This window comes from Pseudomonas sp. C2.3V, from assembly GCF_058536325.1.
This window is the reverse complement of the sequence record NZ_JBZUBN010000001.1, coordinates 3,432,119-3,446,143: the sequence shown is the minus strand read 5'-3', so window position 1 is coordinate 3,446,143 and position 14,025 is coordinate 3,432,119. Positions and strand designations below refer to the sequence as shown.

The following is a 14,025-nucleotide window of genomic DNA, read 5'->3' as shown; positions in this document are numbered from 1 at the left end:
TTTTGTCTTTTCGGCAGCGGAACTGGAAACCCGAATGATGTTCTTATGCTGCTGGATTGATATAACGGCGACATTATGGACGAACAGCTGCTAGGTCCGCTTTCTGCGGATGAAACAATGCTCGCGTTACTGCATTCGCGTGCTGAGGCTGAGCGTCTGCGGGAGCGTGAAAGACTCTTTAGCGCTCTGCTGGAAAGCGTTAATTCGGTTCTGTGGGCACTCAACTGGCAGACTGGTGAAATCATCTACGTAAGTCCTGCCTATGAGCAGGTATTTGGTCGGCCGATCGCCCTGGCCATGACCAGCTACGACGTCTGGATAAATAACGTCTACCCCGATGACGTCGAATATGTTCAGGAAACGCTTAACCAGGTGCTTCAGCAGGGCGCCATGGAATCCCGTGAATACCGCATCATTCGAGGGGATGGAGAAATTCGCTGGCTAAGCGACAAGTGCTTTGTCAGCCAGCGCAGCGAAGCCGGTATGCCGCTGCTGGTCGTCGGTATCGCCGAGGACATCACCGAGAAAAAGCGCATGGAGGAAGAACTCCAGCGCCTGGCGACAACTGATGTGCTTACGCGCAGCAGTAACCGACGTCACTTTTTCGAGAGCGCACAGCGTGCCTTTGAGTTGGCTAAAACGACCACTGAGCCGCTGGCTTTTCTGCTTTTCGATATCGACGACTTCAAGAAAATCAACGACCGTTTCGGTCACCAGATGGGCGACCTGGTGCTTCAGCGTGTGGCTGAATGTGGAGCCCAAATGATCCGCCGGGGCGACCTGTTTGGCCGCATCGGTGGAGAAGAGTTTGCGCTGCTGCTACCGGGCTGTGATCGAGAGCTGGCGGAGCAAATCGGGGTACGCTTGCAACGAGCGGTACGCCAATTGATGGTGCCTACTCCCCAGGGCCCCTTGCGGGTCACGATCAGTCAGGGATTGGCCGTTCTCAAGGAAGACGACAAAGGGCTCGATGCCCTCTACGCTCGTGCTGACGAGGCCATGTACAAGGCCAAGCGGCAGGGTAAAGATCAAATCGTCCAGGGCTAGACGAAAACACTTTTTACATTTAGTTTGCTCCCCTGCAAGGGAACCGGTCACTAATGACGGTTTTAATAGCTACATGAAATAAGACGGGGAAACCTTATTTCAAATAGCGTTAAAACGGTGTTGCTAGTGGTCTACGCTTAAGTTCTGTTCTTATCGACCGATAAGTTCAGTAGCAACACAAAAATAGTTTGGAGCATCTATTTTCATGGGTAAGAAGCCTTTGGCTCTGGCTGTCGCCAGCGCTTGCTTGTCTCTGTACGCCTTTTCCTCCGCTCAAGCTGCTGGGTTCGTAGAAGACAGCAAAGCAACGCTTTCGATGCGGAACTTCTACATCAACACCGATAACCGCAACCAGATCAACCCAACTCGTAAACCTTCAAAAGTTGAAGAGTGGGGTCAGGGTTTCATGCTTAACTACCAATCTGGCTTTACTCAAGGTACAGTTGGTTTTGGTGTTGACGCTGTTGGTATGTTGGGCTTGCGTCTGGATGGTGGCGGCCGTACTGATAAAGGTGACCGTCGCCCTAGTACTAGCGGTAGCTTTCCGCTTGAAAGCGATGGCAGCTATGTAGATGAGTTCAGTAGCTTGGGCCTGACTGCTAAAGCTAAGTTTTCCAAGACTGAGCTGCGTTACGGCACGCTTTCTCCAAAGCTTCCGGTTGTAACCATCAACGATGGTCGCTTGCTGCCGCAAACTTTCCAGGGTGGACAAATTACGTCCAAGGAAATTGATGGCGTAACGTTCATTGCTGGTCAGCTTGAGCATACCAAGACTCGTGGCTCCAGTAGCAATGAAGAGTTTTCGATTGCTGGTTCCAACACTGGCGGTACAGCGCGTGATTCTAATCAGTTCCGTTTCGCAGGTGCTGATTACGCTGTTACCAAAGACCTGACGCTGCAGTACTACTTTGGCCAGTTGGAAGATTTCTACAACCAGCATTTCCTAGGGCTGGGCCACAGTGTCAAGCTGGGCGACGGCACGTTCAAAACCGACCTGCGCTATTTCAACAGCAAAGGTAACGGCAACAATAAAGACTCTGACACTACTGGTCTTTATGGCTCTACTGGCTACTACGGCAGCGGCCGTACCCGCGGTAAAGTAGACAACCAACTCTATAGCGCACTGTTTGCATACACCATTTCCGGTCACACAGTAGCTGCTGGCTACCAGATCACCAATGGTGACAGCGACTTTCCCTTCATCAATACGGGTGAGGGCGCTTCTGCATATATCAACACGGACTCCCAGATTGCTAAATTTAACCGGGCTGGCGAAGACACTTGGCAGGTTCGCTACGCCTATGACTTCGCAACTGTTGGTGTACCAGGCCTGACGGCAGGTGTTACCTACCTGAACGCTGACAATGCCAGACACTCTACGGGTGACAAGAGCGAATGGGAGCGTGATATCTCCGTTGCTTATGTTATTCCTGAAGGCACGTTCAAGGGGCTGGGCCTTACATGGAAAAACGCCGTGTATCGTTCTGAGTTCCCTACCCAGCGCGACCAGGACGAAAACCGTCTGATCGTCAGCTACTCGTTGCCGCTGCTCTAATAGAGCGGTTCGGAAAAAAGCCCGCCTTTATGGCGGGCTTTTTTGTGCGTGCTCACGGCGGATACTGTATCGACAGGTGAGCGGCCTAAAAAGCGCTACTTGGCTAAAAGTGTTTTGCCCCAAAAGAGTGCATTGAAAGGTAGACGCTCCAGACGTTTGACTTTAGTTTTGCCGCCTCCGGCAGGAGGTAAGGCAGCCCATCCAATACCAACCTCTTGCTCTAAGCGTTGTAGCGCTCCGGTGCTGCAAGAAGTTGTTATTGCGTTGGAGCACTCCTTGAATACCTCTCCCTTTGTCCTGGCGACTGCCATCGGGCTGCTTTCCTTGCATACGGCCGCACAAGCAGGCGGTTTTATCGAAGACAGCAAGGCTACGCTGTCCATGCGTAACTTCTACATCAACTCCGACTACCGAAGCGGCGGCGGCAAGGCAACGGACCCTTCCAAGGTCGAGGAGTGGGGACAGGCGTTCATACTCAACTATCAGTCCGGGTTCACACAGGGGCCGGTAGGTTTTGGAGTAGACGCGATAGGTATGTTGGGTCTGAAACTGGACTCTGGCAGTCATATCGGCAAAGGCAGTCGCCAGCCAGGAACCATGTTTCCCCGCGAAAGCGATGGCGCTTCCACGGATGATTTCAGTAGCCTGGGATTGACCGCCAAGGTTCGTGTTTCCAAGACTGAGCTGCGCTATGGCACGCTGATGCCCAAGCTCCCTGTGGTCAACTACAACGATGGGCGCCTGTTGCCACAAACCTACGAGGGTGGACAGATCACTTCGAAAGAGTTTGATAACCTCACGCTGATTGCAGGCCAAATCGAACAGGTCAAGGACCGCAACTCCAGCAATTATGAGTCGGTTTCCATTGCCGGATCCAAAGCGGACAGCAACCAGTTTCGCTATGCAGGGGCTGATTACCAGCTCACCAGAAACCTGACACTTCAGTATTACTATGGCAGCCTGGATGACTTCTACAAACAGCACTTCCTGGGCGCGCTACATAGCCAGCCGCTAGGCTCTGGTGTGCTCAAAACGGATCTACGGTATTTCGACAGCCGTAGCGACGGCGCCAATGGGCATGAGCCTGCGTACTATGCCAACGGGTATTACGATGGCGGAAGTGCTGTAAAGGGTAAAATCGACAACCGCCTGTACAGTGCCATGTTCAGCTATAGCGTAGCGGGGCATACGCTGGGTGCGGGGTATCAGGGCTCGGAAGGTAACAGTGACTTCCCCTACCTTGAGCAAGGTAATGGCAAAACCCTGTACACCATCACCAATGCCCAGATTGGCAAGTTTATCCACGCGGGTGAGGATACCTGGCATGTCCGTTACGCGTACGACTTTGGAAACGTAGGTGTACAAGGGCTCAATGCCGGTGTTGCTTACTGGCATGGTGATAATGCCCGTTATCAAACAGGTGACAGAAGCGAATGGGAGCGTGATCTTACCGTATCGTATACGGTGCCCAGAGGAGTCTTGAAGGGTGTGGGTCTTACGGTGAGAAATGCCATGTACCGGCCGGGCTTTCCCGGGCAGCGTGATCAGGATGAAACGCGCGTTATTATCAACTACTCCATTCCACTGCTCTGATGAGGTTGGAGGGGATTGTCGCTACACGGCAAGCCTTATCAAGCCTGGACCTGGCAGGAAAGAATTTCTCTGAATATTCAAGCCTAACGGTGAAAAAGTGTTTTGCCTGAAATGATGGCACTTTGTTATAGACGAAACACTTTTTTACATTTAGTTTTGCGCCGCCGACAAGGGACGCGTCAGTGAACGACCTTATCTTCCAGGGAGTGGAGACACAAGGCGTTATAAAGCCAACCTCGATCTACCCGCTCTCTTGCCGGCCTAGCCGTGCGGCCGTACGTGTGCCTTAACAGCCGCTCTTGTTGTTGTTAGTTGTGGAGCATCTTTTGAACGTAAAACCTCTCGCCGCAGCCATTGCTGCCGGCTGCCTTGGCCTGACTCTGAACAGCGCTGCCCATGCCGCGGGCTTCCTGGAAGACAGCAAGGCTACCCTTACGTTACGTAACTTCTATTTCAATCAGGATAACCGTGACTCGGCTGCGCCCAAGTCTGCCTCCAAGGCAGAGGAGTGGGGGCAGGCGTTTATGCTCAACTATCAATCCGGTTTCACCGAGGGTACGGTCGGCTTTGGCGTTGATGCCCTGGGGATGCTGGGTCTCAAGCTTGACTCGGGCAAGGGGACGCACGGGACTGATGCCAACAGTGTGTTCCCGGATAACGGGCACGGCACTGGCGTTGATAACTTTTCAACGCTGGGACTGACCGCCAAGGTTCGTATCTCCAAGACCGAGCTGCGTTACGGCACACTTATGCCAACGCTGCCGGTGGTGACCTACAATGACAGCCGCATGCTGCCACAGACCTTTGAAGGCGGCATGATCACCTCCAGGGAAATCGAAGGCCTGACCTTGAATGCCGGTCGCCTGGAGCATTCCAAGGCGCGTAACTCTTCAAACATGGACAGCCTGCGCATTCTCGGCGGCACCGAGCGCAGCAACGCGTTCTACTTTGCGGGGGGTGACTACAAGCTGACCAAGGACCTGACGGTCAGCTACTACTACGCCAACCTTGAAGATTACTACAAGCAGCATTTCCTGGGTCTGGTGCATGACTGGCAGATCGGTCCGGGTGTGCTTAAGAGTGACCTGCGTTATTTCCACAGTACCGACGATGGTGCCAATGGACATAATCCGGACTACTACTCCAATGGCTACTACGGCAGCGGCGTAACCAAGGGTAAGATCGATAACGATTTGTACAGCGGTCAGTTCCTGTACAGCGTGGCCGGCCATACCTTTGGCGGTGGCTATCAGGTCATCAACGGGGACAGTAACTTTCCCTTCCTGAACCAGGGAGATGGTGCTACGCCATACCTAATCACCTTCTCGCAGAATCAGAACTTTACGCGTGCCGGTGAGCGGACCTGGCTGGTGCGCTACGCGTATGACTTTTCCCAAGTGGGCGTGCCGGGGTTGACGGCAGGTGTGGTCTATCTGAAGGGAGACCATATCGAGGCGGCTGGCAGCAATCCGAGCGAGTGGGAGCGGGACTTTACCCTGGGCTATACCGTGCCTACCGGAACCTTGAAAGGGCTGGGCATTCAGTGGCGTAACGCGGTATGGCGTAACGATGTCGCCAACACCCGCGATCAGGATGAAAACCGTCTGATGCTGAGCTATTCGATTCCGCTGCTCTAAGACGTGAATAAGACCATCCTTTACGATGGTACGTAGACTGGAAATGCCGCCTCCCTTTCGGGAAGGCGGCATTTTCTTTTTGCAGAAGGCTCCACGGGTTTAGCGAGAGAGCTGTTCCAGCACGGCCTTGGCCGCAGGCTCCGAAGAGGCGGGGTTTTGGCCTGTTATCAGATTACCTTCAGTCAGCACGTAAGGCGCCCAGTCAGCCCCTTTGCTGTACAGGCCGCCGTTGGCCTTGAGCATATCTTCCACGAGGAAGGGTACGACGTCGGTGAGTTGAACCGCTTCCTCTTCGGTATTGGTGAAACCGGTTACCTGCTTGCCCTTGACTAGAGGCTCACCGTCAGCAGTCTTGACCTTGGCCAGCACGCCGGGTGCATGGCAAACCAGGGCAGTAGGTTTGCCTGCTGCATAAAAGGCTTCCAGCAGCGCAATGGAATCCTGATCTTCAGCCAGATCCCAGAGCGGCCCATGGCCTCCGGGATAGAAAACAGCGTCGTAATCATCCGCCTTGACGCTCGCGAGCGGCACGGTATTGGCGAGAGCCGCCTGTGCGTCGGGATCATTACGGAAGCGTTCTGTCGCCTCGGTGCGCGCTTCCGGCTCATCACTCTTCGGGTCCAGAGGCGGCTGGCCCCCTTTGGGTGACGCCAGGGTCAGCGTAGCGCCTGAGTCCTTGAAGACATAATAAGGTGCCGCAAACTCTTCCAGCCAAAAGCCGGTCTTTTTACCGGTATTGCCTAGTTGGTCATGGGACGTCAGTACGAGAAGGATATTCATATGATGGGGCCACCGATCCAGTTGCCGATAAGCTCCTTATGGAGCGCGGTAGGGGTATGGACAGCACATCCGAGAGGACAATTCAGCGTTATCACATGCGTGATGGCGGTTTGTATATGAACCGCCTGACATGTTCACAAAAAACCGAAGCCTGGCGGGAGGCTCCGGTTTTATTCCACAGTACGCGTGGTGCTTAGTTTCGCGCTCTGGGGGCAGGCTGCTGCTGGGTAATGCAGTGGATATTGCCACCCCCCAGCAAGATCTCGCGGCCTGGGACCTGTACGATCTCGCGCTCGGGGAAGCAGCGCTGAAGAACGTCCAGGGCTTCGGCATCTTCCGGGACATCGAACGTTGGTGCGATGATGGCGCCATTGACGATCAGGAAGTTGACATACGAGGCCGCCAGGCGCTCGCCCGACTTACGCGGTTGGCTACCCACTGAGGCATCTACGGTTTCGTATTCTTCATCCGACGCGTACAGCGGGCCGGGCGTTGGAATTTTGTGGACGGTGAACTTGCGGCCTTTGGCATCCGTGTTGGTTTCCAATACCTCAAGCGCCGCGCGACACCGCGCATAGTTCGGATCGTTTTCGTCGTCGCACCAGCTCAACAGCACTTCGGCAGGACGCACGTAGCAGCAGAAGTTATCCACATGACCGTCGGTTTCGTCGTTATACAAACCGTCTGGCAGCCAGATAACCTTATCCACAGCCAGATAATCACTCAGGATCGCCTCGATCTCACGCTGGGACAGATGCGGATTGCGGTTGCGGTTGAGCAGGCACTCGCCGGTAGTAATGAGCGTGCCTTCGCCATCGACATGGATAGAACCGCCTTCCAGCACAAAATCCTCAGTGCGGTAGCGGGGGCAGCTTTCCATCATCAGGATTTTACTGGCGACCTGATCGTCCCGCTTCCAGGGGAAATACAGCCCGCCAACCAGCCCGCCCCAAGCGTTGAAGGTCCAGTCCACACCGCGCACTTCCCCCTGATCGTTGATGACGAAAGTCGGGCCGGTATCACGCGCCCAGGCATCATCGTTGCTGATCTCGACGACACGAATGGCCGGGTGGTTGAGTCGTGCACAGGCATTGTCGAACTGAGCAGCAGAAACACCAACGGTGACCGGCTCGAAGCGTGCAATGGCTCGTGCGACTTCGGTAAAGGCCAGTTGGGCTGGCTTGGCACCCAGGCGCCAGTTATCGGTACGCTCGGGCCAGATCATCCAGACCTGCTTTTGGGGCTCCCACTCCGCGGGCATACGGAAGCCTTCAGCACGGGGTGTCGAGGCGAGCAGACTCATGATTGCAATTCTCCATCGAAGGGGTAGGTCGTACAGGTTCAGGCAACGGTCGCGAATGAGCAGGACATCCCGTTAACGGTAGCAGATTCGAGCGCCATTACTGGCTGGCCGTTATGCCGACAGGCAAAGGCGTGCTTTATAACGGATAAATATCCGACTTAAAAATGAATTTAAGCAATACCATTACAGCATGCGATAACTGGACGGATAACTATCGGTTTATTGGGCAACTGTTAGATCGTTTGGCAGGTACGTGTTTCGCTTGGGCAAATAGGGCGGAAGGTAAAGACTAAGGTAGGCATCGAAAACCCGATGGCTTTCTGCTGCCCAGCGAGGCGTAATAACGCCGTGCTGTTGTACGGATCTTGCGTAGACGCGATCACCCAGTTCCATGGCAAGGGCGAAGACGTCGATATCGTCCGGCAGAGGCGGCAGATGAAAATGGGTTGCGAACAGGGCCTGAAGCTGCTCGCCCAGCCGGGTGTCATGCTGTCGGTCGGCCTGGACTACTTCGGTCAGGCCGTGATTGGCCAGGATCAATTGCCTGGCCGCGGCATCCTGTTCATATACTTCCAGCATGCGTGCCTCGACGATCCGCGATAGATCGCGCCAGTCGTTAAGGCTGTCATGGTCGACGGAAGTCTGAAGACAGGCGCGAAACGCTGCATGAGCCTCTTGAGTAAGGGCCTCGAGCAATGTGGCAACGCTGGGGAAGAAGTGATAGACCGAGGAAGGCGGAAGGCCCGCCCTTTCGGCGATGCCATAGATGCTCAGGCGTGCAGGCCCTTGATCTATCAGCATATGCCGAGCCGCTGTCAGAATCTGCTCGATGCGCTGGCGGCTGCTGCTGCGCGCCTTGCGTGGGCTTGGGGTTCGGGCCATGACTCTACCAGTATCCTGGGTCGCAAAGGTGATGAGGTTCTGACAATGCCTGTCCGGACACGCCGTATTACCTCGCCTTGTCAGAACCTGATACGGCCCATCCAGGGGTAGCTTGCCTGTTGATTCCCTCTGAAAACTTAGTGAGCCTGCTTGAATGTCTGCCAGAGACCTTCAAATGTCTGGCGAGTCTCGGCAGGTGGCGGAACCAGAGCAAACAGGCGACGGCGCAACGCTCCGTTGGGGTAAAGCGCATTTTCCTTCTGAAGCTCAGGCGAAAGCAACTTCATCGAGTCAGGGTTGGCGTTTGGATAAGACGTCTCTTCGGTAATGCGGGCCAGGGAACGAGCACTCATCACATAGTTGATGAAGCGATGCGCCAGTTCCGCATTGCGCGACTTGCTGGGGATAGCCAGCGTATCCACAAAGACATACGTGCCTTCTTGCGGTACGACATAGCTGACCGGCTGGCCTGTCTTACGCGTATTGATTACATCGCCTACGCTGTACACCATTGCTACGCATAGTTGGCCATTCTTGAATGCATCAACCGTGGCGTCGTTATCGATGGAGCGAACATAGGGGCGAATGCTCATCAGGTCCTTGGCAATTTTCTCCATCTGCGCGGGAGAGCTGCGCTCGGGAATGTTGCCCTGATAGTTCATCATGATTGATGAGACATAGATGGGATCGTCGAGCAGATTGACGCCGCACTTGGAAAGGCGCTTGATCTGCTCGTGATCGAACAGCACGCTCCAGCTCTCCGGCAGCGGACCGCCAAAGGCTTCCTGCGCCTTGGGAACGTTGATTGCCAGACCTACTGCGCCCCATAGATAGGGGACGGCATAATGGTTGCCCGGATCCACGGAGTTCAGAATGCCCGAAACATAGGGATCGAGCTTGCTGGTATTGGGCAGCTGTTGGGTGTTGAGTTTTTGCAGCTTGTTTTCCCGGATGAGTCGTTTGAGCTCGTCATGGGAAGGCGCATACACATCGATCGGCGTGTCGCCATCCAAGAGGGCATTTGCCTCCTCAGAAGTGCTGAAAGTGTGGTAGTCGACACGGATGCCGGTGTCCTTCTGGAAGTCACTGATGACCTGAGGGTCAATGTAGTCCTCCCAGTTATAGACGTGCACAACCTCTTCGGCCTGTGCGAGCAGGGGCAGAATGGCCAGCGCCATGAGCAGCTTTCGCATGGAAACTCCTTGTGTTCCATCATGGGACCTTCCGTGGAGCTAAGGCCAGGACGGTACGAAAAGCTGCAAAGTGTGACGGCGTTCTCGTAAACAGACAACGGCCGCCCGGCGAGGACGAACGGACGTTGTCTATAACCGACGTGCTAGACGGTGTGCAGGTACCAGTTGTATTCGAGATCCGAGATGGAGTGCTCGAATTCTTCCAGTTCATGCTCCTTACAAGCCACGAAGATATCGATGTACTTCGAATCGATGTATCGCGCCATGATTTCGCTGTCATCCAGTTGCCGCAAGGCATCACGCAGGTTGTTCGGCAGACTTTGCTCGTGCTGCTCGTAGGAGTTGCCTTCGGTCACCGGCGGCGGCTCGACGTGATTAGTCAGACCGTGATGGATTCCTGCCAGTACGCCTGCCAGCAGCAGGTAGGGGTTGGCATCAGCGCCCGCCACACGGTGCTCGATGCGTACGGCATCGGGCGTGCCAGTCGGAATGCGCAGCGCCGTGGTGCGGTTATCCAGCCCCCAGCTCGGTGCATTGGGTACGTAGAACTGCGAGCCGAAGCGACGATAGGAATTCACGTTGGGGCATAGAAAGGCCATCGAGGCGGGCAGGGTCTCGAGCACACCGCCGACGGCATGACGTAACGCGGCGTTCTGCTCGGGATCCTCGCTCGTGAAAATATTGTTGCCATTCTTGTCCAGCAGCGAAATGTGCACATGCAGACCGTTACCTGCCTGCCCCGGATAGGGCTTGGCCATGAAGGTAGTGTCCATTTCATGGTCGTAGGCGATGTTCTTGATCAGCCGCTTGAGCAGCACTGCGTAATCACATGCCTTGATCGGGTCAGCCACGTGATTGAGGTTGACCTCGAACTGCGCGGGAGCCGACTCGGCCACGACGGCATCGGCAGGAATATTCTGGGCGCGGGCACCATCGATGATGTCCTGCAGGCAATCGGCGTACTCGTCGAGATCATCGATGGAGTAGACCTGAACGGACTGCGGGCGCTTGCCGGAAATAGGCGAGCGGGGCGGCTGGGGCCGGCCGTTGATGTTTTCCTGATCGATCAGATAGAACTCAAGCTCGAAGGCCGCGACGACCGTCAGTTCCATCTCGGTAAAGCGTTCAACGACCTGACGCAGCACTTCGCGAGGATCGGCGAAGAATGGCGCGCCTTCCATTTCGTGCATGGTCATCAGGAGTTGTGCGGTAGGGCGTTTCTGCCAGGGCTCCATGGAGAGCGTACCGGCGATGGGATAGCAGACGCGGTCGGCGTCACCGATATCAAGGCCGAGGCCTGTGCTTTCTACGGTGGAGCCGGTGATATCGAGAGCGAAGAGTGAGGCGGGTAGATTGATTCCTCTTTCGAAGACTTTGGGCAGACTGTTTCGGTCGATGCGTTTACCACGCACCACGCCGTTCATGTCCGAGATCAGAAGGTCGACGAACTGCACTTCAGGATGTGCCTGGAGGAAGTCGGTCGCTTCATTCAAGTGAACGGCACGCGGGGGTACCGACATGATGCAACACCTATAGTTGTTAAAAATATCAATCAGCGGGGACTTCACCTAGGAGTCAATCCGAAAGGGGACCTAAAGTCAACTTTGCTCGTTATTGGTGCTCGAAGGCCTCATCAAGGCCTTTCATTGGGGCACAGGGCTTCGCTTGAGACCCCGTAACACGCCGGCTGAAAGAGAATGTGCGAACCGCATGAGCGGTCTTGAAAGAACGGTTGTGGAAAAAAATGAACAAGACTACTCTCCAATTCATCCAACCATGGCAAACGTAACGGGTGTCCCATGTCGTGCCTGCCGTTGATCGGCGTGACCGCCTGCACCAAGCAGATCGGTTTGCATACCTTCCACATCGCCGGCGACAAGTATCTGCGTGCCGTCGTGACCGGAGCGGGTGGTCTGCCACTCGTCATTCCCGCGCTGGCTGACCTGCTTGACCAGCCCACCTTGCTTGCACGTCTCGATGGATTGATGTTTACCGGCTCGCCTTCCAACGTGGAGCCGCATCACTACCAAGGGCCTCCCAGTGCGCCGGGCACCGCCCATGATCCTGATCGCGACCGTACTACTCTGCCGCTGATTCGGGCGGCCGTGGATGCAGGTGTTCCTGTGCTCGGTATCTGCCGCGGATTTCAGGAGATGAACGTGGCAATGGGCGGCAGCCTGTATCAGAAGGTGCATGAGGCCGGCCCGTTTGCCGACCACCGCGAGCGACCGGATGATCCGCTTGACGTGCAGTATGCGCCCAGTCATGCCGTTCATGTTCAGCCGGGCGGTGTATTCGAGCGCCTGGGGTTGCCCGAGCAGTTCCAGGTCAATTCCCTGCATGGGCAGGGCGTCGAGCGTCTCGCACCAGGTCTTCGGGCCGAGGCTCTGGCGCCGGATGGCTTGGTGGAAGCGTTTTCCGTAGAGGGCGCCTCTGTCTTTGCCGTTGGGGTGCAGTGGCACCCTGAATGGCAGGTACGCTCCAATTCGAATTATCTAGCGATTTTCAACGCCTTTGGCGATGCCTGCCGACAGCGGGCCGGGCAGCGCTGACGGCGGTCCTTGACCGCCGTATCATCCTGCCTGGACGGTAAGTCCATATGCCTTCCGGGCAGGTTTTTCAAAACCTTGAGGTCTTTATGGCTAACCAGCTTGACCAGCTCACCCAGTGGTTGAAAGAACACAAGATCACCGAAGTCGAATGCCTGATTTCCGATTTGACCGGCATCGCCCGCGGCAAGATCTCGCCCACCTCGAAATTCATCAATGAAAAAGGCATGCGCCTGCCGGAGAGCGTTCTGTTGCAGAGTGTGACGGGAGACTATGTCGAGGATGATATCTATTACGAGCTTCTCGATCCGGCCGATATTGACATGCTTTGCCGGCCTGACGAGAACGCTGTCTTCCTCGTGCCCTGGGCCATCGAGCCCACGGCGCAAGTCATCCACGACACCTACGACAAGCAGGGTCGCCCGATCGAGCTGTCTCCGCGCAATATCCTGAAGAAGGTGCTCAAGCTGTATGCCGACAAAGGCTGGAAGCCGATCGTTGCGCCTGAGATGGAATTCTATCTCACCAAGCGTAGCGATGACCCGGATTATCCCCTGCAGCCCCCGGTAGGCCGTTCCGGTCGCCAGGAGACGGGTCGCCAGTCGTTCTCGATCGATGCCGCCAACGAGTTCGATCCGCTCTTTGAAGACATGTACGACTGGTGTGAGCTTCAGAAGCTGGATCTGGATACGCTGATTCATGAGGAAGGCACGGCCCAGATGGAAATCAATTTCCGTCATGGCGATGCCCTGCATCTGGCGGACCAGATCATTGTATTCAAGCGAACCATGCGCGAGGCCGCTCTGAAGCACAACGTCACGGCTACCTTCATGGCCAAGCCCATGACCGGTGAGCCCGGCAGCGCGATGCACCTGCACCAGAGCGTCGTGGACCTGAAGACAGGCAAGACGGTGTTCTCGGAAGACGACGGCACGATGAGCGAGCTGTTCCGTCATCACATCGGTGGGTTGCAGAAATACATCCCCGAAGCCTTGCCCCTGTTTGCGCCCAATGTGAACTCGTTTCGTCGCTTCCTGCCGGACACCTCTGCTCCGGTAAACGTGGAGTGGGGCGAAGAGAACCGCACTGTAGGCCTTCGGGTGCCGGATTCCGACCCGCAGAATCGCCGTGTGGAAAACCGTTTGGCCGGTGCGGATGCCAATCCCTATCTGGCGCTGGCCGCCAGCCTTCTGTGTGGGTATCTGGGCATGATCGAAGGCATCGAACCCAGCGCTCCTGTCAAGGGACGAGGCTATGAGCGTCGTAACCTGCGCTTGCCGCTGACACTGGAAGCAGCCCTGGAGCGCATGGAGCAGTCTGTGACCATTGAGCAATACCTGGGCACACGCTTCACGCGGGGCTATGTGGCCGTCAAGCGCGCCGAGCATGAAAACTTCAAACGGGTCATCAGTTCCTGGGAGCGCGAGTTCCTGTTGATGAGCGTATGACCTGATCGCGCCAGCACAGCTGGCGCATTCCAACCCAG

11 protein-coding genes are annotated in these 14,025 nt (G+C 55.7%); 6 read left to right on the top strand and 5 right to left on the bottom strand.

Features of this window, described 5'->3' with window-relative positions; all coding sequences use genetic code 11:
• Positions 1-75 precede the first annotated feature (75 nt).
• The 4 genes from AC4LF3_RS16450 to AC4LF3_RS16435 all read left to right on the top strand — a co-directional run bounded on the left by AC4LF3_RS16450 (position 76) and on the right by AC4LF3_RS16435 (position 5,832).
• The gene (locus AC4LF3_RS16450; RefSeq protein ID WP_407362287.1) at positions 76-1,047 is read left to right on the top strand and encodes a sensor domain-containing diguanylate cyclase; all 972 of its coding nucleotides are present in this window, start codon (positions 76-78) and stop codon (positions 1,045-1,047) included.
• Positions 1,048-1,252: 205 nt separating this feature from the next.
• The gene (locus AC4LF3_RS16445; protein ID WP_407362286.1) at positions 1,253-2,602 is read left to right on the top strand and encodes an OprD family porin; all 1,350 of its coding nucleotides are present in this window, start codon (positions 1,253-1,255) and stop codon (positions 2,600-2,602) included.
• Positions 2,603-2,878: 276 nt separating this feature from the next.
• Complete coding sequence (locus AC4LF3_RS16440) at positions 2,879-4,195, top strand: OprD family porin (RefSeq protein WP_491835839.1); 1,317 nt, start codon at positions 2,879-2,881, stop codon at positions 4,193-4,195.
• Between the two features lie 326 nt (positions 4,196-4,521).
• Entirely contained in the window at positions 4,522-5,832 is a 1,311-nt protein-coding gene (locus AC4LF3_RS16435) for an OprD family porin (RefSeq protein ID WP_491835838.1), read from the top strand.
• Between the two features lie 99 nt (positions 5,833-5,931).
• On the opposite strand, the gene AC4LF3_RS16430 is transcribed toward AC4LF3_RS16435, so the two are convergent.
• The 5 genes from AC4LF3_RS16430 to AC4LF3_RS16410 form a co-directional block, all read right to left on the bottom strand.
• Positions 5,932-6,612 carry a type 1 glutamine amidotransferase domain-containing protein gene (locus AC4LF3_RS16430; protein WP_491835837.1) on the bottom strand — a complete coding sequence of 227 codons (681 nt, stop codon included), beginning with the start codon at positions 6,610-6,612 and terminating at the stop codon, positions 5,932-5,934.
• A 193-nt stretch (positions 6,613-6,805) separates the two neighbouring features.
• Positions 6,806-7,915, bottom strand: coding sequence for an agmatine deiminase (aguA, locus tag AC4LF3_RS16425; protein WP_010795668.1), 1,110 nt, complete (start codon positions 7,913-7,915; stop codon positions 6,806-6,808).
• Positions 7,916-8,134: 219 nt separating this feature from the next.
• On the bottom strand, positions 8,135-8,797 hold the full coding sequence (locus AC4LF3_RS16420; RefSeq protein WP_491835836.1) for a TetR/AcrR family transcriptional regulator: 663 nt from the start codon (positions 8,795-8,797) through the stop codon (positions 8,135-8,137).
• Positions 8,798-8,934: 137 nt separating this feature from the next.
• Positions 8,935-9,990, bottom strand: coding sequence for an extracellular solute-binding protein (locus tag AC4LF3_RS16415; RefSeq protein WP_491835834.1), 1,056 nt, complete (start codon positions 9,988-9,990; stop codon positions 8,935-8,937).
• 143 nt (positions 9,991-10,133) lie between these two features.
• Entirely contained in the window at positions 10,134-11,510 is a 1,377-nt protein-coding gene (locus AC4LF3_RS16410) for a glutamine synthetase family protein (RefSeq protein WP_074822246.1), read from the bottom strand.
• A gap of 279 nt (positions 11,511-11,789) precedes the next feature.
• Here AC4LF3_RS16410 and AC4LF3_RS16405 point away from each other — a divergent pair, with 279 nt between their 5' ends.
• Positions 11,790-12,542, top strand: a complete 753-nt coding sequence (locus AC4LF3_RS16405; RefSeq protein WP_010795664.1) for a gamma-glutamyl-gamma-aminobutyrate hydrolase family protein — start codon at positions 11,790-11,792, stop codon at positions 12,540-12,542.
• 86 nt (positions 12,543-12,628) lie between these two features.
• Complete coding sequence (locus AC4LF3_RS16400) at positions 12,629-13,987, top strand: glutamine synthetase family protein (protein ID WP_010795663.1); 1,359 nt, start codon at positions 12,629-12,631, stop codon at positions 13,985-13,987.
• Positions 13,988-14,025 lie beyond the last annotated feature (38 nt).